Here is a 19,571-nt window from a genome sequence, read left to right as displayed (position 1 = left end):
GGCGTTCCCCTCGTCCCTAGTAATCCGAATAAAGCCGCACGGGCGTCGGCGTCACGAGCCAGTTGCGCGGCGCGCGCGCATCGAACGCATAGCGCAGGTAGACGAGCGCCGAGCTCGGCGCATAGTCGTGCGATCGGTCGATGTGCAACTGCGCGCCGACGCTCAGGTGCGGGTTCACGCGATACTCGACGATGCCGTTCACGCCGTACGAGAACGACACGCCGCGCGTCGAACTGCCCGCGTACACGAACCCGGCCGCCACCTGCGCGGCGCGCTGGTCGGAGAACGTCGGGTAATACAGCGAATCCTTCTCGTAGCTGTTCGAGATCCCGCCCGTGACGGTCAGGTCCCACGACAGCGCATCGTGCCGCCCCGCCCATTCGATCGGCACGCCGAGCGACAGATAGCGCTGCGGGCTGTAGTAACCGCCCTGCCCGTACGTGTAGTAGCGCAGGTTCTGCGCGTAGTGCCACGCATTGCCGACGAGCCCGGTGCTGACCTTCATCGTCGCGCGCTCGTACACGGGCACCGTGAAGCCGGTGCGCAGCGTGACTTCCGCATTGCGCTCGACGTTGCGGCCGGACAGCACACCCGCGCCGAGTTCCGCGAACAGGTTCGTGCGGCCGACGTCGACCGACGCGCGCAGGTTCACGCCGTCGCGGCGCACGCCGCCCCACACCGCGCCCGTCCACGGGTCGCGCATCCCCGCGTACGACAGCACGCTGCTCGTTTCCGGCCGCCGCGATGCATTCACGGAGAAGCTCGCGGGGCCCGCGTCGAAGCGATAGCGCACGCCGCCGACGAGGTAATGCACCGGGAAGCCGAGCGGCGACGTGCCGAGATCGACGCGCCACGCGTCCGACAGGTAGCCGGCGCCGAGCGCGACGCCCGTCGTCGACTGGTGCAGCGAGCCCGGCGGATTCGCGAGCAACGCGGGGGCCAGCGGATTCGTCCGTGCCCTGAGCGCCGCATAGGTGCCGAACGTCTTCAGCGAATACGCGTCCGGATCGCTCGTGTCGAGCGCGCCCGGGTCGAGGTGCACGGTGTCGATCTGCGCGAACGCGTGCCCGTCGTAGCGGATCGGCATCTGCAGGTAGATCGGCACCTGCTGCGCGCGATACGACGAGACGCCTTCGTCGCCCGACTTGTACGCGGGCATCCAGCCGGTCTCGATCTCGGGATTGCGCCGCTGTTCGAGTTCCGCGAACGCGGCCTGCGCGGGCGTCAGCCCGTCGCGGCCCGGACTCACGCCCGCCGTGCGTTCCTGCGACAGCGACAGCCGGTACAGCGACGCCGCGTCGTCATAGCGGCCCTGCGCCTCGGCCACGCGCCCGGCCGCCACCGTCACGTCGGCGCGTGCCGGATATGCGGCCTGCAGCCGGCCGGTCACCTGCGCGGCGTCGTCCGGGCTGCGCAGCGCGTTCAGGCGGCGCACGGCCGACAGTTGCGTGTCGACGTCGTCGTCCGGCGTGCGCGCCAGCACCGCGAGCACGCGCGTGCGGGCGGCGGCGCGGTTGCCGCTGTCCTCGTCGATCCGCGCGAGCGCGAGCTGCGTATCGGCGTCGTCCGGCGTGCGCGCCACGACCGGCGCGAGCGCATCGCGTGCGGCGTCGTAATGACCCTGCGCGCGTTCGAGATCGGCGAGTTCGAGCGCGTAACGCTTGTCCGCGCGGCCGGCCGGGCTCGCGCGATCGAGCAGCGTGCGCGCCCGTGCATAGTCCTGTCGCGCGATCGCATCGTCGGTCTGCCGCAGCACGAGCCGCAGCGACTGGTCCTCGAGCCGCGCCGTCTGCGCGGGCGTCAGCGCCGGGTCGCGGCGCAGCGTGTCGAGCCACGCGGCGAGCGCATCGTCGCGACCGGCGCTGCCGAGCAGGTCGCCGTAGCGCAGCCGCACGTCCGCGTCGGCTTCGCGCGGGTGCGCGGCGATCCAGTCGTGCAGCGGCGCGAGGCCGCGCTCGGGTTCGCCCGCGTCGATCCACTGCGCGCCGATCGCGGCGAGCATGTCGGGATCGTCCTGCGCGCTCGCCTGCGCGTGCGCGAGCGTGGCGGCGAATGCCGCGCGATCGCCGCGGGCATGCGCGCCGCGCGCGTCGGCCAGCGCGCTTTCGGCATCGAGCTTGCGCGCCAGCGCTCGCATGCCGTCCGAACGGTGCGCATCGTCGACCGGCGCCAGCGCGGCCTGCGCGCCCGCGACATCGTCGAGCGAGTTGCGGTACAGCGCGCTCGCGTAGCGCATCTCGGGCGTGTCGCTGCGGGCGAGCCCGTCGTCCATCACCGTGCGGCCGAGCTGCGGCAGCCCCATGTCGCGATAGAGGCGCGCGAGCGCGAAGCGCGTCCACGGCGCGTCGGGTGCCGCGCGCACGGCCGCCTCGTAGCGTTGCGCGGCCGGCCCGCGCGCCCCCTTGTCGGCCAGCGCGCGCGCCTCCTTCGCGAGCAGGTCGCCGCGCAGGCCGTCGAGCGCACGGCGATCGTCGGCGCCCGTCACGCGCCCTTGCAGCGCGTCGAGCAGCGGGCCGATCCGGTCCGCACGGCCGGTGTTCTCATACAGCGTGGCCGTGTCGCGCACGGCCGACAGGCTCGGCGAGCGGGCGGCCAGCAAGCCGCGCAGCAACGGCTCCGCCTGCGCCCAGTCGCGCTGCGCGAGCAGCGCATCGGCGAGCTGCAGCTTCGCGTCGGGGTTGTCCGGCTGCATCGCGAGCGCCGCGCGCGCGGCGCGTTCGGCATCCCGCGGGCGTCCCGCACCGGCCGCTTCGCGGCCCTGGGCGAGCAGCCCCCAGAACTGCGCGGTACGCGCGAGGCCCAGCCATTTGCCGCGCTGGTCGGTCGCACGCGTCGCGGCCCGCGCGAACAGCGCGCGCGCTTCGTCGTGCCGTCCTTCGCGCAGACGCAGCAGGCCGAGCCCGCCCAGCGCATCGGCGTCGTCCGCGCGCACCCGCGCGGCGCGCGCGAGCAGCGGATCGGCGGCGGCCAGATCGCCGCGCGCGAGCGCCTGCAACCCGCGCTGCTGCGCGATGTAGTCGGGATCGCGTTCGAGCCGGCGCTGCGCATCGCGTTGCCGCTCGAGGCCGGCGACGCGATCGCGGAATTCGGTGTCGTCCGGCGCGAGCGCGAGATAGGCCTGCAGCGCATCGAGATACGCGGGATCGCTGCCGGCCGACTGCAGCACGCGCCGCCACAGCGCCATCGCTTCCGTATGGTCCGCGTCGGCGCGTTTCGCGAGCGACGCTGCGATCCGGTTCGCTTCCGCGCGCGTGTCGTCGCGCTGGTTCAACAGCCCCGCGAGTGCCATCGACGCGCTCGTGTCCCGCGGATCGGCGGCGACCGCGCGCCGCAGCGCGGCGATCGCCGGCTCGCGCCCGCCCGGCGCATTCGACACGATCTGGTAATACTCGGCGCCGAGCGCCCCCGCCGGCGCGCCGTTCGGAAACAGCGCGACGATCCGCCGGGCCGCCTCGTCGGCGCGGCCGCTGCGCGCGAGTAGCCGGATCTGCGCCATCTCGCCACGCCCGCTCGTCGCGACGCGGTATTCGTCGGCCACCCGCCGCGTGGCGGGCGCATTCGGCGACTGCGCCTGCAGCCGCGCCAGCGAGGCCTGCGCGCCTTTCGCGTCGCCGAGCCGCAGCAGCACGCGCACCTGTTCGGCCAGCAGATCGGGATCGCCCGGCGCGATCAGCAGCCCCTTGCGCAGCGCATCGCGGGCGAGATCGTCGCGATGCTTGATGCCCCACATCCGCGCGGTGTCGAGCTCGCGCCGCGCATCGGCCGCAGCCGAGGCCGCCGGTGCCGCGGGGTTCGCCATCGCCGCGCCCGACGCGGCGCCCGGCGCCGCCGCGCACACCGACGACGCGAGCCACGCGAATCCCGCGACGTGAGGCACGGCGCACTTCAGCGGGCGGCGCACGAGCGGCCTCCCCAGCGGGCGTCGAGCGTGCCGTCCGCCCCGAATCGGTAGCGGCCGTCGCGCCAGCCGAGGCCGAACAGCGTCAGCACGCTGGTGTAATAGCCGGGCGCCGACTGGCGCGCGAGCGTGTCGACGCGGGCTGCCTGCGCATCCGCGAGCGCGTGCTGGCCGCGTGCGTCGAGAAACGGCACGGCCGCCGCGGAGAATCCGCCGTTGCCGTCGTTCGGCCCCGCGACGCCCGTCGTCGTATCGACCCGCTCCGGCGGCGCGCCGTGCGCGGCGATATGGTCGGCGAACGGCGCGAAGCGCGCGAGCAGCGGCGCGGCGAGCGGATCGGCGCGATCCAGCATGCCGGCCCACAAGTACACGCGGATCGCGTTGTACGCGCTCTGCGCTTGCGTGTCCGGATCGGGCCCGAAACCCTTGCCCGCGCGATACAACGCCCAATCGGGCGAGAAGCCCTTCGGCGCGGTGTCGAGCAGCACGCGCCCGGTGCTGGATGCCAGCGCTGCCCAGCGACGGTCGTCGGGCAGCCGCGCACCGAGCGCGCGAATCACCTGCGGCGGCGAATAGCTCGGATTCACGCGCCATTGGCCGTTGGCCAGCTTGAACCCGGTCGGCCCCGGCAGCAGCGTGAGGCCGAGGCCCGGCACGGTCGCCGTCTCGGCGTCGAGCACGCGCTTCGCGAGCAGCGCGCCGCGCGCCGTATAGCTGCGCTCGTGCCACAGCCGGCCGGCCTCGACGAGCGCATACGCGATCCACAGGTCGGCGTCCGACGCCGCGTTCGCGTCGAGCACGCGCCACGCGCCGTCGGGCGCGCGGCCCCACAGCCACGCCGGCAGATGCGCGCTCAGGTCGCCCTGCGCGAGGTTGTTCTCGGTCCATGCGAGGATCGTGTCGAACATGCGCCGGTCGTCCGCGACGAGCGCGAAGAAAAGTCCATACGCCTGACCCTCCGATACCGTGCGCGAATCGGCCGAGCCGACGTCGATCACGCGGCCGTCCGCCGAGATGAAATCGCGCTTGAACGCCTCCCAGCGCGGCCACGCCGCGCCGCATCCCGCGGCGGCCGCGTCGGCTGCGCCGGCCCCGGCGGCGTGCGCGCGCGTGGCCATGCCGGCCGCCGCGCACGTCACCGCAACCGCCAGCGCGAGCGTCGCGCCGACACGCCGCGCCGGCTGCGTTGCCCGTCGCTTCGTCATTGCCCGCGCCATCCGTTACATCCCCCGTCGACGCGCGGCAATCCGCTGCAGCACGCTGAACACGCCGAGCGCGAGCAGCAGCCCCGCGACGACGCCGACCGCGCCGAGCACGACCGGATGCCGCGCCGCCTGCGTCCACACGCGCGCATACCACGGCACGAAGCCGACCACGTACGGCTCGCCGACCCGCAAGCTGTCGACCTGCCCCGGCCGCACCAGCGCGAGGTCGCCCTGCAACTGCGACACGAGTCCGGCGTTCTCGAACGCGTCGAGCAGATCGCCGAGGCGTCGCTGGTCGGTCGCCGTCAGCGCGACGACGCTGCGGCCGCGGCTGCCCGGCAGCTCGAACCCGGCGAGCGCCGCGAGCGGGCCGGTCTGTTCGATGTGCGCGCCGCCGTCGGCGACGCCCACGCCGTTGCGCCAGCGCTCCTTCACCGTGAACGCGACGCGCGTCGCGCCCGCGCCGCCCGCGCCGCCCTGCTCGCCGATCGCGAGCGGCAGCGCCGCGCGCCAGTGCGCGAGCAGCGGCGACGCCGGCGAACCGTCGATCACGAGCAGATCCTTGTGCCCCGACAGCGCGGCGACGTCGCCGGGCCGCGCGACCTGCACGCGCAGCGCCGGGAAGCCGGTCCATTCGCCCATGTGGCCGAGCATCGTCAGGTAGGCCTCCAGTTCCTGCGGCGACGGCCGGTCGGGCATCACGACGGCCGTCTGCGACAGGTCCGCGAAGCGCGTGAACGGGAAGCCGCTGTTCGCGAAGAACGCGAGATTCGGCAATTGCGCGTAATGGACGAAGTGCGAGAAGTCGATCGTCGAATCGGGATCGATCGCCGCGCGCTGCGGCTCGGTGGCCGTGCTCGAACACAGGCCCGTCTTCTGCGAATCGAGCGTGAAGCGGAACTGCAGCTGGTTGCCGCTGCCGACGCGGAACGCGGGAATGTCGACGTCGCTCGTCACGCGCCCTTCCGGCACCGCCAGCAGCGGCAGCTGCATGCGACCGTGCGCGTCCTCCGCATGAGCCGGCCCGAGCCGGTACGACTTCACGAGCTGATCGTTGATCTCGACCGCGAGCGTCGAATTGTCCTGCACGGTCGGCGCCGTATAGCGGTAGCGCAGCGTGATCGGCACGCCCGCGCCGTTCCACGAATGCAGATCGGCCGGCACGCGCAGGTTCAGCCGGATCGCGTCGGGCGTCGTGCCGCGCACTTCCAGCTGGCGCGGGTCGTTCACGAGTTCGCGGAACGCGATCGGCCGATTCACCGGCAGCCAGCGCGGCGCGTCGTACGGCTTGCGCGGCGCGCCGAGATCGACGTGCGCGACCGTCGCCGCCGGTCCCGACAGCGCCGCGCGGCCGAGCACGAGCGTCGCGACCGCGTCGTCGACTTCGGCCGCCGTGCGGCCCGTGACGACCAGCAGCTTGCGGCCCGGCGCGGCCGGGTTGTCGGCGACCGCGAGCAGCGGGCCATCCACCGGCGGCAGCGCGAGACCGGCCGGCAGCGTCGCGGCCGTGCCGACCACGACGGCCTGATCGTCGGCCGGCAGCGCGACCGACACCGGGAAGCGCGCATGCCGGTAGTCGGCCAGCGCGCCGAACCACGACGCGAGCACGCCCGCGCTGCGCAGCGTCGCCGAATCGGGCGTGGCCGGCAGCACGAACGGCAGCCGCACGCGGCCGTTGTCGCGCCGGTCGAAGAACGGCGCGGGCAGCAGCGCGAGATCGTTCGGCAAGCGCACCGGCGATTCGTCGAGGATCAGTTCGCTCGTCGGGCTCACGTCGGCCCACAGCGCCGAGTTCGCCGGATCCTCGCAGTGATCGAGCGTGTAGTGCGCGATCAGGCGCAGACCGATCTGGTTGAAGTCGGAAAAGTAGCGCGGATCGATCGGGATCTCTTGCGTCACCGTGCGGCCCGCGCGCGCGGCGTCGAACGGGACGGTCGCGATCACCTCGCCGTTCACCGATACCTTCAGATGCGACAGCGGAAACACCAGCGACGGCGAATACGCGTAGGTCAGGCGCAACCGCGCGCCCGTGATCACGCGATCGAGCCGCACGCCGGCGTTGATCGTGCGTGCGTCGTCGGCGCCGCGCAGGCGTAGCGGATCGAACGCGCCGAGCGACGCGAACGGCACATGCACGGTCGTCGCCGGCAGCCCGGCGGCCGGCGCGCTGGCCGACGTCGGCGCCGTCGCGGGCACCGCGGCCGGGGCGGCATCGAGGGCCCCCGCGTGACCGGCAGCGGCCGTCGCAGCGGCGGCCGGGGCGGCCGGGATCGGCGCGGCCGACGGCGCGGCCGCGTGGAAAGCGCCGGTCATCGCGGCCGCCAGGACGAACAGCGACACGGCCGGCTTCATGCGCGGCTCCGCGGCGTCACGATCGTCCGGTCGTCCTGCGCGTCGACACCGACGCGCGCAAAGCAGCTATGCCCGTGAGTGCACATCCCCTCTGCTTCCCCTCATGTATGTTGCGCGTCGCGTAACGCGGATATGGCCTGATTGATTTATCGGAACGACGCGACGGATTCTTCAATGATCCGTTCGTCGCGTGGCGCAGCGCCTGGCACCGGCGCCCGCCCATTCGTCACACTATCTCAAAAATAGAACAAAATTCACCGCGATTCGCGACTGGGAAGCGAAAAAAATCTCAATTCGGTCGGAAATGCTGCACAGGAGGCGTGAATGGCAAGAATTGCGCCGTTGCTGCCGGACGGCCGGAACGGCATACTGCCAGCGCGGAACGGCTCGCCGGGCGTCGGCCGCGCTCCGTTGCAGACCGCCCGGAACACGCTGCCGTGAGCGGCGCGTATGCTACCGCAAGCGCGCGCCGCGCGACGGATTTTCTTCGTGGAAAACTGACTTGAATCAAATCGTCGACTCCGCTACCCCGTCCCCCGACACGTTGCTGCGGATCATCGCCGCTCAAACCGAAATCGCGAAACTCGGCCTCGACCTCGGCAGCGTGATCGCCTACGTGGCCGAGCAGGTGCCGCGGCTCACCGGCGCGAGCGCCGCCGCGGTCGAATTCGCCGAAGGCGACGACATGGTGTACCGCGCCGCGTCGGGCACGGCCGCCGGAATGCTCGGGCTACGGTTGCGGCGCTCGGGCAGCCTGTCGGGCCTGTGCGTGCAGCAGGGCGAGTTGCTCCACTGCATCGATTCGGAAACCGACCCGCGCGTCGATCGCGATGCGTGCCGCCGGGTCGGCCTGCGCTCGATGCTGGTGATGCCGCTCACGCATGCCGATACGACGGTCGGCGTGCTGAAGGTGATGTCGCCGGATGTCGACGGCTTTTCGCCGGCCGACGCCGGTACGCTGCGGCTGATGGCCGATCTGGTCGCCGCCGCAATGTTCCACGCGGCGCGTAACGAAGCGAACGAACTCTATCTGCGCGCGACGCACGACGCGCTCACCGGGCTGCCGAACCGCGCGCTGTTCTACGATCGCCTGCGCCAGTCGATGCACACGGCGTTGCGTGCGAGCGGCCGGCTCGGCATTCTCAACATCGACATGGACGGGCTGAAGCCGATCAACGACGGGTTCGGCCACCGCGCGGGCGACGCCGCGCTACGCGAGATCGCCGTGCGGATGCAGGCTGCGGTGCGGCGCTCGGATACGGTCGCGCGCGTCGGTGGCGACGAATTCGCGGTGATCCTGCCGAACATCGGCACCCGCGACGATGCGCATGTGCAAAGCACGCGGCTCGCGCGGCAGGTCGGCGAGCCGTTCGAATTCGAGGGGCACGCGCTGCGGCTGGGCGTCAGCATCGGGATCGCGATGCTGCCGGACGACGGCACCGACATGAATGCGCTGATCGAGCGGGCGGATCAGGCGATGTACGAAGCCAAGCGAACGCGGTCGCAGCGCTCCGCGCCCGCATGACGCCTGGCATGCATCGCTAGCCGATCGGCCGCCCCGCGATCGCGATCCCGACGACGATCCACTGCACGACCGCGACGAGCACGGCGGCACGGCACAGCCCGACCGCGCCGCGCACGCGCGCGTCGAGCGTGCGCCCGGCCTTCGCTGCGTCGATCCAGCCCAGATCGACGAGCGCGCGGTCGAGCGCCGCGAGCCCATCGTCGACCGATGCATGACCTCCCGTCGCCTGCGCCAACGCGGCGAACAGCCGCCGATCGATCTCGATGCGCACCGCGTACCACAGCGCCGCGATCCCCGCTCCCGTGCTGACGGCGGCCAGCAGCACGCGGGCGAGCGTCGCCGGCCAACCGGCCGCGGTCCACCCGCCGGCGCCGGCCGCGACCAGCGCGGCCGCGATCGCCCACGCACCCGCATCGAGCGCGCCGCGCGCGGCGGCGATCCTGAACGGGGCGGACGGATCGCGCATCACCCGTGCTCCCCATCGCGACGGCGATCGATCCACTGCTGCAGCACGGCCGCACCTTCCTCCGACCACACCGCGTGCGGCCGGACCGCGCGCACCGCGGCCAGTGCGTCGCGCGCATTCGCCAGCCCGCGCCGCGCCGCGAGCCAGGCGGCCGCGCACAGCACGCTGCGCCCGTAGCCGAGCGCGCAGCAGACCAGCACGTCGCGCCCTTCGCCATGCAGGCGTTCGAGCGCCGCGACGGCCTGCGCGAGCTGCGCCGCCGTCGGTGCGACGAGGTCGAGCTGCGGCACGCACGCATACGCGAACGATGCATCGGCTGCGGCCCAGCGCGGCATCTCGGCGGTCAGGTCGACCAGCGCGGTGAAGCCGTGGCGCCGGATGTCGCGCGTCGTCGGCGTACGGCCGATCGACACGCGTTCGTCGATCCGCACCGGCGCCGGCTGCCGCCACGTCCACAACCGCGAATTGACGAACGCGCCGACGATCGTCGGCGCGAGCAGCCAGCCGATGAAGACCGGAAACCGCCCGTGCGCATCCTTCTGAAACGCGTCGGGCGCACCGCGCCGGTAAGCCCAGGCGACGCAGGCGAGCGCCAGCGCGACCCACCCTGCCGCCAGCGCCCAGCCCGGCGCGCGCGGCACGCATGCCAGCGCCGCGAGTGCGACCAGCGCGGCGCCGAACGCATAGCGGCGCGCGAGCGCGCGACCGGCCGCGCACGGCAACGCATCGGTGCCCGGCAATCGGCCCGCGGCATCGCGCAGCGGAAACAGGAACAGCGCGAGGCAGCCGACGGCCGCACCGGTCGGCACGTCGATCGCGTGATGCTGGTAGGTCGTCAGCACCGACACGCCGATCGCCGCGAACCACAGATGCAGCACGGCCCGCACGAACGTGCCGCGCAGGTGCTTCGCATAGACGGCCCACAGCACGACGAGCAAGCCGATATGCAACGAAGGCGCCTGGTTGAACGGCTTGTCGAAACCCATCAGCAGCGAGAACAGCGCACCGGCCATGCCGCCCGCGTCGGGCCGTTCGAAGCCGAAGCGCAACGGCCACGCGATGAAGCACGCGACCGACACCAGTTGCACGGTCAACAGCCGCTTCACGTGATCGAGCAGATCGTCGCGGCGCGTCCAGAAGAAGAACGACAGCGCATACAGCAGGTCGATCGACCAGTACGGCACGATCGTCCACGGCACGAACGGGATCGCATGCTCCCAGCCGAACGCGAACGTCGGCACCGCGACGCGGCGGGCGGCGAGCCAGTTCGCGAAGCCGTACGTCGAGAAGAACACGGCGCCCATCGCCGCGAGCCAGCCGATGCGCAGCGCGAACGACGCGTCGCGCGCGCCGGCCGCCGCCGGCTCGGCCAGCCCGCCCCGCGCGCCCGCGCCGCCGCCGAGCGCGCTCATGACGCGTCGACCCGCTGCGCGAGGCTGACCGTGAAGATGCCCATCTCGTCGATCCGCTGGTCGAGCTTGCGGAAGCCCGCCCGCGCGACGAGCTCGTCCATTTCGGCCTGCGAACGGCGGCGCATCACCCAGGTCGACTCGCCGCGGTGATTGTTCAGCACGCGCGCGATGAATTCGAGCTGCGGATGCCACGGCTGCCCCGTATAGACGAGATAGCCGCCCGGCGGCACGGCCTGCGCGAGCCCGCGCAGCGAGCGCTCGATCAGCGCGTTCTCGCCGAACAGCTCGTACAGGCCCGACACGATCGCCAGCGTCGGCCGCGGCTCGAGCGTCGCGAGCGACGCTTCGTCGAATGCGTCGCCGCGCTCGAAGCGCGCGATCGGCTCGAGACCGCGCTGCGCGATCAGCACACGCCCGGCCTCGACGTTCGGCGGGCTGTAGTCGCGCAGCGTGATGTCGTCGGGCGCCGCGCCGTCGCGCTCGGCGGCCATCGCGATCGCGTCGAGCACGTAGCGCCCGTGGCCGGCCGCGATGTCCACGATCCGCACCGGCGAGCCGTGCCCGCGCAGGCGGCCGATCGCCGCGCCGATCAATTCCTGCAGATGCACCTTGCGCTGGCGAATGCCGACCCAGCCCGGCGAATCGAGATACGTGCGGTCGATCAGCGCGCCGACGCCGAATCTCCCCTGCGCGCGATTGCGGTACACGTAGTCGAGCGTCGAGCCCGAATCGAAGCCGAGCCGCAGCCCGAGCGCGATGCCGTCCGACAGCGCGCCGCCGGCTTTCAGGCCGGCGCGCGCGAGTGCCCAGTACGCACGGGCGAACAGGTTGGCCGGCGGCCGACCGAGCGCCGCGTATTCGTCGTGGAACGCGCCGCGCCGGTCCGCATCCGCGAGCGACACGCGCGGGCTCGGCGCATCGAACTCGCGCAGCACGAACGCACGCAGCGGCGCGAGCGCCTGCGCACGGTCGCGCTCGCCGAGCGTGTCGTGATAGAAGCCCGGCAGCACGATGCGCTCCTTGCGCGCCGCGCCGAGCCGTTCGAAGAAGCGGTCCTGCGGGCCGCGATGCACGACCCAGTCGGCGCCCGAGATCAGCAATTGCGTCGGCACGGTGATCGCGGCCGCGTCGGCGACGATCCGCCGCGCGGTATCGTGCAGGTCGAGCAGCATGTTGACCGCGATCGGCCGCGTGATCAGCGGATCGGACGCGTAGCTCGCGATACGTTCCGGATCGTGCGTGAGGAATTTCGGCTTCACGTAGCTGTTCACGTAGAACAGCCCGCGCAGCGTGTACATCAGCCGCAGCCCCGGCCGCGCGAACGGCACGTAGAGCTTGATGTGGAACGCCGGCGACGCGACGACGAGCGCGCGGATCGGCGGCGCATAGTCGTGCGCCCAGGTCGCCGCGAGCACCGCGCCGACGCTCTGGCCGACCACAGCCATATCCTCGATCGCGATGCCGTGCGTGTCGCGGATATGCTCGACGAAGGTCTGCAGGTCGCGCACCGACGCGGCCGCGCTCGGACTGTAGCCGCGCGCGCCCGGCGAGCGGCCGTGGCCGCGTGCGTCCCACGCGAAAAAAGCGAAATCCGGCAGGTCGAGCTCGTCGACGAGGTGCGCGACCCGCGCCGAATGTTCGTGCCCGCGATGCAGCAGCACGATGGCGCCGCGGCAGCGTGCGCCCGTCGCGGGCCAGTGTCGATAGAACAGCGTTTGACCGTCGTGCGTGACGAAGTCGGCCTCACGGGCCGTGCGTGTGCTCATGCGATCTCTCTCGTTTCGTTGTTCGAATCATGTAGCGCCGCCCTCCGGCGCCCGCCCCGTCAGCCGCCCGCTTCGGCAATGCCCGCCTGGACGCGCCGCACCGCCGTCACGATCGACAGCACGATCAGCAGCCGCCACAGCCATGCGGCGACACTGCCGATCGGCAAGCCCAAGCCGATCCACAGCGCGAACGCGCCGAGAGCCAGCGCCCGGTCGCTCTTGCCGAACGGGCCGTCGTAGCGGCGCGTCGCGCCGACGAGCGGGCCGATCAGCCCCGCGCATTCGACGATCACCGCCGTCAGCGCGAACAGCCACACGTCCGCCGGCGCGAACGCGGGAATGGCAAGGAACGGCAGCACGAGCGCGACGTCGGACACGATGTCGCCCAGCTCGTTCAGGTACGCGCCGAGCGTGCTCTTCTGCCCGTGCTCGCGGGCGAGCATCCCGTCGATCGCGTTGAGCGCCATCCGCGCGAACAGCCACAACGGAATCAGCAGGAACAGCACGCGGGCGAACACGCCGAGCCCCGCGAGCGCGCCGACGACGATCGAGCCGCCGGCCGCGAACAGCGTGACCTGGTTGGCGGTGACGCCGCGTTCGGCGAGCGCATTCGCGAACGGGCGCAGACGGTCCTGGAATTTGGGTTTGAGTGCGTAGAGGCTCATCGTTTCGTATTCGTATTATTCGCGCGAGACGGTCGGCTACGTTTCCCGCCGCCATGCCCCGGGCGGCGAAACGGCCGTCGCCGGCCTGGATTGAACGGCCCTCATCGTCGCCGAGCGGCCTCGCTGCGTCAAGCATGCGGGCCGGCCCGCCCGGGCGGCGCCAATCTGGCGTTTTTCTTCGAAACTCGCGATAATCCGCTGGCCCGATCGCGGCGAGATCGATTCGAACTGCAGACGGGCACGCGTGCAACAGCCGATTATCACGCCGCCGTCCGGCGCATTCGCCGCGACGCAACAGCGTGCGACGGCGAATCGTCCGATCATCGCGGACCTGCGACAGGCAGCCACGAACTTGAAAAAATGTAAACGAGAGCGATCCGGCGCGCATCCTGCCGCGCCGGCATTCCGGGGTTCCGTCCGCCGCGCGTGCGCAGCGGGCCGGGCATGCATGCAGGAGCCGGTGTACCGATGAACGTCCTCAACGTCTGGCAGCGCGACTTCCTGCTGTCCATCGTGCGGCTCGTCGCCGGCGCGTATCCCGTCTGGCATCAGGCGCCGCCGTCGCCGACTCAGAAGATCTATTTCTCCAACCATACGAGCCACATCGACACGCTCGCGATCCTCGCCGCGCTGCCGCGCGACGTACGCGCAGTCGTGCGGCCGGTCGCCGCGCGCGACTACTGGGACAGCAGCAACCTGAAGCGCCACATCGCGCAAAAGCTCCTGAACGTCGTGCTGATCGACCGTCATCGCGAAAGCGGGGGCGACCCGCTCGACCCGGTGCGCGATGCGCTGCGCCAGGGTCACTCGATCATCATCTTCCCGGAAGGCACGCGCGGCGCCGACGTGCTGCCGCAGCCGTTCAAGAGCGGGCTGTTCCATCTCGCGACCGAGTTCCCGGACGTCGCGCTCGCGCCCGTCTATCTCGAGAACCTGCAGCGCATCATGCCGAAGGGCGCGATCTGGCCCGTGCCGCTGATCTGCAAGGTGCATTTCGGCGCAAACGAAGCGCTCGGCGCTCAGGAAGACAAGCCGACGTTCCTCGCCCGCATGCGCGACGCGGTCATCGCGCTCGCGCCGCCGCAGCGGCCGGCCGGCTGAACGCGGCGCCCCCTTCTCCCTTTTCCGGACATCAACCATGCGAACCCTCTTCTGGGAACTGGTCGCGGGCGTCACGGGCGTGCTCGTCGTCGCGACCGTGATCGGCGCGATCCTCGGCGCGCGCAGCGGCGGCACGAGCGCGACCATCGTCAACCTGAACCAGCGCATCCGCGCATGGTGGGCGATGATCGCGATCATGGCCGTCGCGATCGGCCTCGGCAACAACGTCACGTACCTGGTGTTCGCGCTGCTGTCGTACCTGACGCTGCGCGAATTCATCACGCTCACGCCGACCACCGCGAGCGACCATACGACGCTCTTCATCGCATTCTTCGTCGCGATTCCCGTGCAATACCTGCTGCTCGGGATCAACTGGTACGGAATGTATTCGATCTTCGTGCCCGTTCACCTGTTCTTCGCGATGTCGCTCGTATCGGCGCTCACGCAGGACACGCGCGAATTCCTGAGCCGCAACGCGAAGATCAACTGGGCGCTGATGGTGTGCGTGTACGGGCTGAGCCACGCGCCGGCCGTGCTGATCCTCGACATTCCGCGCTACGCCGGGCAGAACGCGCTGCTGCTGTTCTTCTTCCTGTTCGTCGTGCAGATCAGCGACGTGCTGCAGTACGTGGTCGGCAAACTGTTCGGACGCCGCAAGATCGCGCCGCAGTTGTCGCCGTCGAAGACGATCGAGGGTTTCGTCGGCGGCGGCCTGCTGGCCACGCTGTGCGGCGCGTCGCTGTATCGCGTGACGCCGTTCGGCTTCGGCGCGGCGTTCGGGATCTCGCTCGCGATCGTGATCGCCGGCTTCGTCGGCGGGCTCGTGCTGTCGGCCGTCAAGCGCTCGCTCGGCACGAAGGACTGGGGCTCGATGATCGCCGGCCACGGCGGCATGCTCGATCGCGTCGATTCGATCTGCTTCGCCGCGCCGGTGTTCTTCCACCTCGTGCGCTACCTGTACGTGTGAGGGGTGGGCGGCGTAACGCCGCCCATTCCGGCGCACGGCGACTCAGTATCCGCCGCGCAGCGCCTTCGGCACGCCTTGACGCCCGCGCGCGGCGTCGAACTTCACCGTCCAGTGCACGTGGATGGCCTAGCCGCCGCGCGTACCCGATGCCGTGAGCGCCCGGCCCCGTCCCGGCACTACGCCTGTGTCACGCCGGATCCGGCACCTCGATCGCGAGCAGCGCCGAACTGATCGACTTGCCGTGCGCATCGAGCGCGAGCGAGCGCGTCACCCCGCCGCCGAGCGCATCGCGCAGCACGAAGTTGAACGCGCCGAGCGCCGGCAACTCGTAGCGCACGACGTCGCCGTGGACGATGCCCGCCAGTGATGCCTTGACCGTCTGCGCATCCAGATGCGTGCGCAGATGGTCGTAATGACGCGGATCGCGGCAGATGACCGACACGTTCAGCGTATTGCCCTTGTCGCCGGTGCGCGCATGCGCGAGTTCACGCAGTTGCATCAGGCCTCCACGAATGAAAACGACGGCGTCACGGCCGCGCGCGGCAGCAGCACCGACTGCACGGCGATCACCTCGCGCGTCGACTTGAACGCACCGCCGCCGCCGGCCGGCCCGTTCGTATAGAGCGTCTCGACTTCGTTGCCGATCCGCGCGGCTTCGGCGGCGGTCGCCGCCCGGCCGGCCACCCGCACGCGCACCTCGGCCGGCTTGCCGCGTCCGGCCGGCGTCGCGTCGCCGTACAGCGCATCGACGCCGATCAGGTCGAAGCGCAGCTCGCTCGCCGCGACGCCGGTCAGCGCGAGCCGCTCGCGAACGATGTCGAGCGCAAGACGCGCACGCGCGAGCGCGCCCGGGCCGCCGTACGAGATCTGGCCTTCGCCGATCCAGCCGTCGACATACGCGACCGACACCTTCAGCGTATCGGGCCGCGCGGCGCCGCGCCCGCCCGTCACGCGCACGCGATCGACCGCTTCCTCGGCGACTGCCACGCCCGTGAAATCGGCCACGACATCGGGCTGCAGATATCGCGCCGGGTCGTGAATCTCGTAGAGCAGTTGCTCCTTGCAGGTCGCCGCGCTCACGCGGCCGCCCGCATGCGGCACCTTCGTGATCACGACCGAGCCGTCGGCCGCGACCTCGCCGATCGGGAAGCCGAGCCGCGCGAGATTCGGCACGTCCTTGTAGCCGGGATCGGCGAAATAGCCGCCCGTCACCTGCCCCGCGCATTCGAGCAGATGGCCGACGACGGTCGCCTGGCCGAGCGTGTCCCAGTCGTCCATCCGCCAGCCGAACGCGTGGATCAGCGGCGCGGCGAACAGCGACGGGTCCGCGACGCGGCCGGTCAGCACGACGTCCGCGCCGGCCGCGAGCGCATCGACGATCGGCGCGGCGCCGAGATACGCGTTCGCGGACACGATGCGCTCGCGATACGCGGCGACTTCATCGCCCGATTCCTCGAAACGGAACGCGCCGCGCAGCACGACGTCGAGCACGTCGTCGCCTTCGACCGCCGCGACTTTCAGCCCCGCGATGCCGAGCGACTGCGCGATCCGCGCGGTACGTCGTGCGGCCGCGCGCGGGTTCGCCGCGCCCATGTTCGATACGATGCGCACGCGCCTGGCCGCCGCGACCGGCAGCACCGCCTGCATCCGCGCGTCGAGCAGCGGATCGTAGCCGAGCGCCGGATCGTTGCGGCGCGCCTGCTGCGCGATCGCGATCGTGCGCTCGGCCAGGCATTCGAACACCAGATAGTCGAGCTGCCCGTGTTCGGCCAGTTCGACCGCGGGCTCGATCCGGTCGCCCGAGTAGCCGGCGCCCGCGCCGATTCGCACGCGTCGTTCAGTTTGCATGGCTGTCATGTCCGTACCGTCGTCCGGCGACACGCGCCGCCGGGAAGAATCAAAAGATGCCGAGCGCGACGCTGGCGATCGTCATCACGATCGACGCGCCGAACAGCAGCGGAAACGTGAATTTCTGGTGCTCGGCCAACTCGATCCCGCACAGGCCCACGACGAGGAACGTCGCGGGCGTGAGCGGGCTGACCGGGAACCCCGTCGTCATCTGGCCGAGCAGCGCCGCCTGCCCGACCTGCACGGCCGGCACGCCGAGCTGGCCGGCCACCTCCGCGATCACCGGCAGCACGCCGAAGTAGAACGAATCGGGATCGAACAACATGCTGAGCGGCATCGACGCGAGACCGAGCGCCACCGGGATATGGCCCGCCATCGACGGCGGCACGAAGCCGACCGCCGCCTGCGCCATCGCCTTCAGCATCCCGCTGCCCTGCATGATCCCGGTGAACACGCCGGCCGCGAGCAGGATGCCGGCCATCATCAGCGCGGCGCGCGCGTGCGCGTCGATGCGCTTTCGCTGCATGTCGACGTCGGGGTAATTCACCATCAGCGCGACACACAGCCCGACCATGAACATGATCGCGGGCGGAATCTTCTCGCCCATCACGACCATCGTGCCGAGCACGACGAGCGTCAGCACGAGGTTGAACCAGAACAGGTGCGGCCGGCGCAGCGCCTGCTCGTCGGCCGTCAGTTCGCGTCGGGGCAATGGAATCGACGCATCGTCGCGCGACAGGCCGAGCCGCTTCTCCTCGCGCCGCCCGAGCCAGTAGGCGACGCCGAACACGAACACGAGCCCGATCGCCTGCACCGGGATCAGCGGATTGAACAGCGCCGACACCGGCAGGTGCAGCGACGCGGACGCGCGGATCATCGGCCCGGTCCACGGCAGGAAGTTGATGCCCGCGGCCATCGACACGGCAGCGGCCAGCACGCGCCGGTCCATCTTCAAGCGATCGTACAGCGGCAGCACGGCCGGAATCGTCACGAGAAAGCAGACGGCGCCCGAGCCGTCGAGGTGGATCAGCAGCGCAAGCAGCGTCGTGCCCATCACGATGCGCGTCGGCCGCGTGCCGACCGCGCCGAGGATCCGGTCGATGATCGGATCGAGCGTGCCGGCGTCGGTGATCGTCCCGAAATACAGGATCGCGAACACGAACATCCCGACGACGGGCGCGAGCCCTTTCAGCCCGTCGATGACGAACTTGCTGGTGTGCAACCCGAAGCCGCCGAGCAGCGACGCGGCGATCGGCACGACGATCAGCGCGACGAGCGGCGACATCCGCTTCGACAGAATCGCGGCCAGCAGCACGACGATCGTGCCCAGCCCGAGTAACGGCAGCATCGGTGTCTCCTACCTTGTCTTTTGTTGGAGACGAGCGTAAGGTCGGCGCAGCGATAGCACAATTGAAATGATTTGATCGCAGCAATCACAAAGCGTTATGGATCTGAATCTTCGCGACATTCGCGCGTTCGTCACCGTCGCGCACGCCGGCAACTTCACGCGCGCCGCCGCGCGGCTGCATCTGTCACAGCCGGCGCTGACCGTGCAGATCCGCCGGCTCGAGGACATCGTCGGCGCGCGCCTGTTCGACCGTAACAGCCGCAGCGTCGCGCTCACACAGACCGGGCGCGAGTTGCTGCCGCTATTGCAGCGCTCGCTCGACGACATGGAGCGCGTGCTGCGCGATGCGCGCGCGCTCGGCGAAGGCACGAGCGGCACGGTGCGGCTCGCGTGCCTGCCGACCTTCGCGTCCAGCGTGCTGCCGGAGCTGATCCAGTCGTTCCGGCGCGACGTGCCGCGCGCGGGCTTCGAGATCCGCGACGGCGTCGCGAGCCTCGTCACCGCGCTGGTGCGCAACGAGGAAGCCGATCTCGGACTGACCGGCGGCGACATGTTCGATGCGTCGCTGGAGGTGCTGTACGCGGGCGCCGACCGGCTCGTCGCCGTATGCCCGAAGGATCATCCGCTCGCGCGCAAGCGCCGCGTGAGCACCGCCGACGTCGCCGGCGTGCCGCTCGTGCTCACCGCGCAGGGCACGAGCGTGCGCAGCGTCGTCGATGCCGCGTTGAAAGCGACCGGCTGCACGCCCGACATCGCGTGCGAGCCCACCTACATGATGACGGCCGTCGCGATGGTGCGCGGCGGCCTCGGCGTGACGATCCTGCCCGCGACCGCACGCGAGGTGCGCGCCGAGCCCGACCTGGTCGCGAAGCCGATCGACGATCGCGCGTTCGTACGGCCGATCGCGCTCGTCGCGAAGCGCGGGCGCACGCTGCCACGCGTCGCGCAGACGTTCGCCGACCTCATGCTCGCCGAACTGAAAAAGCGCGCATGAAGCGCGCCCGATCGGGGACAGTCC

General features: G+C 71.1%; 14 protein-coding genes. 4 read left to right on the top strand and 10 right to left on the bottom strand.

Annotation, left to right across the window (positions count from 1 at the left end; translation table 11 throughout):
- Positions 1–16: 16 nt before the first annotated feature.
- Genes WS54_RS20090 through bcsB form a run of 3 tightly spaced genes read right to left on the bottom strand, consistent with a single transcriptional unit; the run spans position 17 to position 7,455 of the window.
- Positions 17–3,901, bottom strand: a complete 3,885-nt coding sequence (locus WS54_RS20090) for a cellulose synthase subunit BcsC-related outer membrane protein (RefSeq protein ID WP_059782732.1) — start codon at positions 3,899–3,901, stop codon at positions 17–19.
- Positions 3,886–5,115, bottom strand: coding sequence for a cellulose synthase complex periplasmic endoglucanase BcsZ (bcsZ, locus tag WS54_RS20085; protein ID WP_034207024.1), 1,230 nt, complete (start codon positions 5,113–5,115; stop codon positions 3,886–3,888). Before bcsZ ends, WS54_RS20090 begins: the two co-directional genes overlap by 16 nt.
- Positions 5,116–5,118: 3 nt before the next feature.
- Positions 5,119–7,455, bottom strand: a complete 2,337-nt coding sequence (bcsB, locus tag WS54_RS20080) for a cellulose biosynthesis cyclic di-GMP-binding regulatory protein BcsB (protein WP_059782729.1) — start codon at positions 7,453–7,455, stop codon at positions 5,119–5,121.
- Positions 7,456–7,645: 190 nt separating this feature from the next.
- On the opposite strand from bcsB, the gene WS54_RS20075 reads away from it, so the two are divergent.
- Positions 7,646–8,980 carry a sensor domain-containing diguanylate cyclase gene (locus WS54_RS20075; RefSeq protein ID WP_236872810.1) on the top strand — a complete coding sequence of 445 codons (1,335 nt, stop codon included), beginning with the start codon at positions 7,646–7,648 and terminating at the stop codon, positions 8,978–8,980.
- Between the two features lie 16 nt (positions 8,981–8,996).
- On the opposite strand, the gene WS54_RS20070 is transcribed toward WS54_RS20075, so the two are convergent.
- From WS54_RS20070 to WS54_RS20055, 4 genes are read right to left on the bottom strand one after another with little or no spacing between them, the layout of a single operon-like run.
- Entirely contained in the window at positions 8,997–9,446 is a 450-nt protein-coding gene (locus WS54_RS20070) for a hypothetical protein (protein WP_059782725.1), read from the bottom strand.
- Positions 9,446–10,858 carry a phosphatase PAP2/dual specificity phosphatase family protein gene (locus tag WS54_RS20065; RefSeq protein WP_059782723.1) on the bottom strand — a complete coding sequence of 471 codons (1,413 nt, stop codon included), beginning with the start codon at positions 10,856–10,858 and terminating at the stop codon, positions 9,446–9,448. The genes WS54_RS20070 and WS54_RS20065 overlap by 1 nt, the downstream gene beginning before the upstream one ends.
- On the bottom strand, positions 10,855–12,624 hold the full coding sequence (locus WS54_RS20060; protein WP_059782720.1) for a bifunctional alpha/beta hydrolase/class I SAM-dependent methyltransferase: 1,770 nt from the start codon (positions 12,622–12,624) through the stop codon (positions 10,855–10,857). The genes WS54_RS20065 and WS54_RS20060 overlap by 4 nt, the downstream gene beginning before the upstream one ends.
- A 59-nt stretch (positions 12,625–12,683) precedes the next feature.
- On the bottom strand, positions 12,684–13,289 hold the full coding sequence (locus WS54_RS20055; RefSeq protein ID WP_059782718.1) for a CDP-alcohol phosphatidyltransferase family protein: 606 nt from the start codon (positions 13,287–13,289) through the stop codon (positions 12,684–12,686).
- A gap of 468 nt (positions 13,290–13,757) precedes the next feature.
- On the opposite strand from WS54_RS20055, the gene WS54_RS20045 reads away from it, so the two are divergent.
- Both WS54_RS20045 and WS54_RS20040 read left to right on the top strand, forming a co-directional pair.
- On the top strand, positions 13,758–14,390 hold the full coding sequence (locus tag WS54_RS20045) for a lysophospholipid acyltransferase family protein (RefSeq protein WP_059782716.1): 633 nt from the start codon (positions 13,758–13,760) through the stop codon (positions 14,388–14,390).
- A gap of 37 nt (positions 14,391–14,427) precedes the next feature.
- Entirely contained in the window at positions 14,428–15,357 is a 930-nt protein-coding gene (locus tag WS54_RS20040; RefSeq protein WP_059782713.1) for a phosphatidate cytidylyltransferase, read from the top strand.
- 187 nt (positions 15,358–15,544) lie between these two features.
- On the opposite strand, the gene WS54_RS20030 is transcribed toward WS54_RS20040, so the two are convergent.
- Genes WS54_RS20030 through WS54_RS20020 form a run of 3 tightly spaced genes read right to left on the bottom strand, consistent with a single transcriptional unit; the run spans position 15,545 to position 18,553 of the window.
- Complete coding sequence (locus tag WS54_RS20030) at positions 15,545–15,856, bottom strand: AtuA-related protein (RefSeq protein ID WP_034207016.1); 312 nt, start codon at positions 15,854–15,856, stop codon at positions 15,545–15,547.
- The gene (locus WS54_RS20025; RefSeq protein WP_059782784.1) at positions 15,856–17,214 is read right to left on the bottom strand and encodes an acyclic terpene utilization AtuA family protein; all 1,359 of its coding nucleotides are present in this window, start codon (positions 17,212–17,214) and stop codon (positions 15,856–15,858) included. Before WS54_RS20025 ends, WS54_RS20030 begins: the two co-directional genes overlap by 1 nt.
- 40 nt (positions 17,215–17,254) lie before the next feature.
- Positions 17,255–18,553 (bottom strand): CitMHS family transporter, encoded by a 1,299-nt coding sequence (locus tag WS54_RS20020; protein ID WP_059782711.1) that lies wholly within the window; start codon positions 18,551–18,553, stop codon positions 17,255–17,257.
- Positions 18,554–18,650: 97 nt separating this feature from the next.
- Between WS54_RS20020 and WS54_RS20015 the strand changes: the two genes are divergently transcribed.
- A complete protein-coding gene (locus WS54_RS20015; protein WP_034207013.1) occupies positions 18,651–19,547 on the top strand; it encodes a LysR family transcriptional regulator in 897 nt (298 codons plus the stop codon).
- Positions 19,548–19,571: the final 24 nt, after the last annotated feature.

It is taken from the genome of Burkholderia sp. NRF60-BP8 (assembly GCF_001522585.2).
Lineage (GTDB): Bacteria > Pseudomonadota > Gammaproteobacteria > Burkholderiales > Burkholderiaceae > Burkholderia.
This window is presented reverse-complemented; position numbering and strand designations above follow the sequence as displayed.

Excerpts from the sequence above, each read along its gene's own strand:
- bcsZ (WP_034207024.1), bottom strand. The coding sequence starts at position 5,115 with ATGGCGCGGGCAATGACGAAGCGACGGGCAACGCAGCCGGCGCGGCGT.
- WS54_RS20030 (WP_034207016.1), bottom strand. The coding sequence starts at position 15,856 with ATGCAACTGCGTGAACTCGCGCATGCGCGCACCGGCGACAAGGGCAAT.
- WS54_RS20065 (WP_059782723.1), bottom strand. The coding sequence starts at position 10,858 with ATGAGCGCGCTCGGCGGCGGCGCGGGCGCGCGGGGCGGGCTGGCCGAG.
- WS54_RS20020 (WP_059782711.1), bottom strand. The coding sequence starts at position 18,553 with ATGCTGCCGTTACTCGGGCTGGGCACGATCGTCGTGCTGCTGGCCGCG.
- WS54_RS20060 (WP_059782720.1), bottom strand. The coding sequence starts at position 12,624 with ATGAGCACACGCACGGCCCGTGAGGCCGACTTCGTCACGCACGACGGT.
- WS54_RS20015 (WP_034207013.1), top strand. The coding sequence starts at position 18,651 with ATGGATCTGAATCTTCGCGACATTCGCGCGTTCGTCACCGTCGCGCAC.
- WS54_RS20055 (WP_059782718.1), bottom strand. The coding sequence starts at position 13,289 with ATGAGCCTCTACGCACTCAAACCCAAATTCCAGGACCGTCTGCGCCCG.
- WS54_RS20025 (WP_059782784.1), bottom strand. The coding sequence starts at position 17,214 with ATGACAGCCATGCAAACTGAACGACGCGTGCGAATCGGCGCGGGCGCC.
- WS54_RS20045 (WP_059782716.1), top strand. The coding sequence starts at position 13,758 with ATGAACGTCCTCAACGTCTGGCAGCGCGACTTCCTGCTGTCCATCGTG.
- WS54_RS20040 (WP_059782713.1), top strand. The coding sequence starts at position 14,428 with ATGCGAACCCTCTTCTGGGAACTGGTCGCGGGCGTCACGGGCGTGCTC.
- WS54_RS20070 (WP_059782725.1), bottom strand. The coding sequence starts at position 9,446 with ATGCGCGATCCGTCCGCCCCGTTCAGGATCGCCGCCGCGCGCGGCGCG.
- bcsB (WP_059782729.1), bottom strand. The coding sequence starts at position 7,455 with ATGAAGCCGGCCGTGTCGCTGTTCGTCCTGGCGGCCGCGATGACCGGC.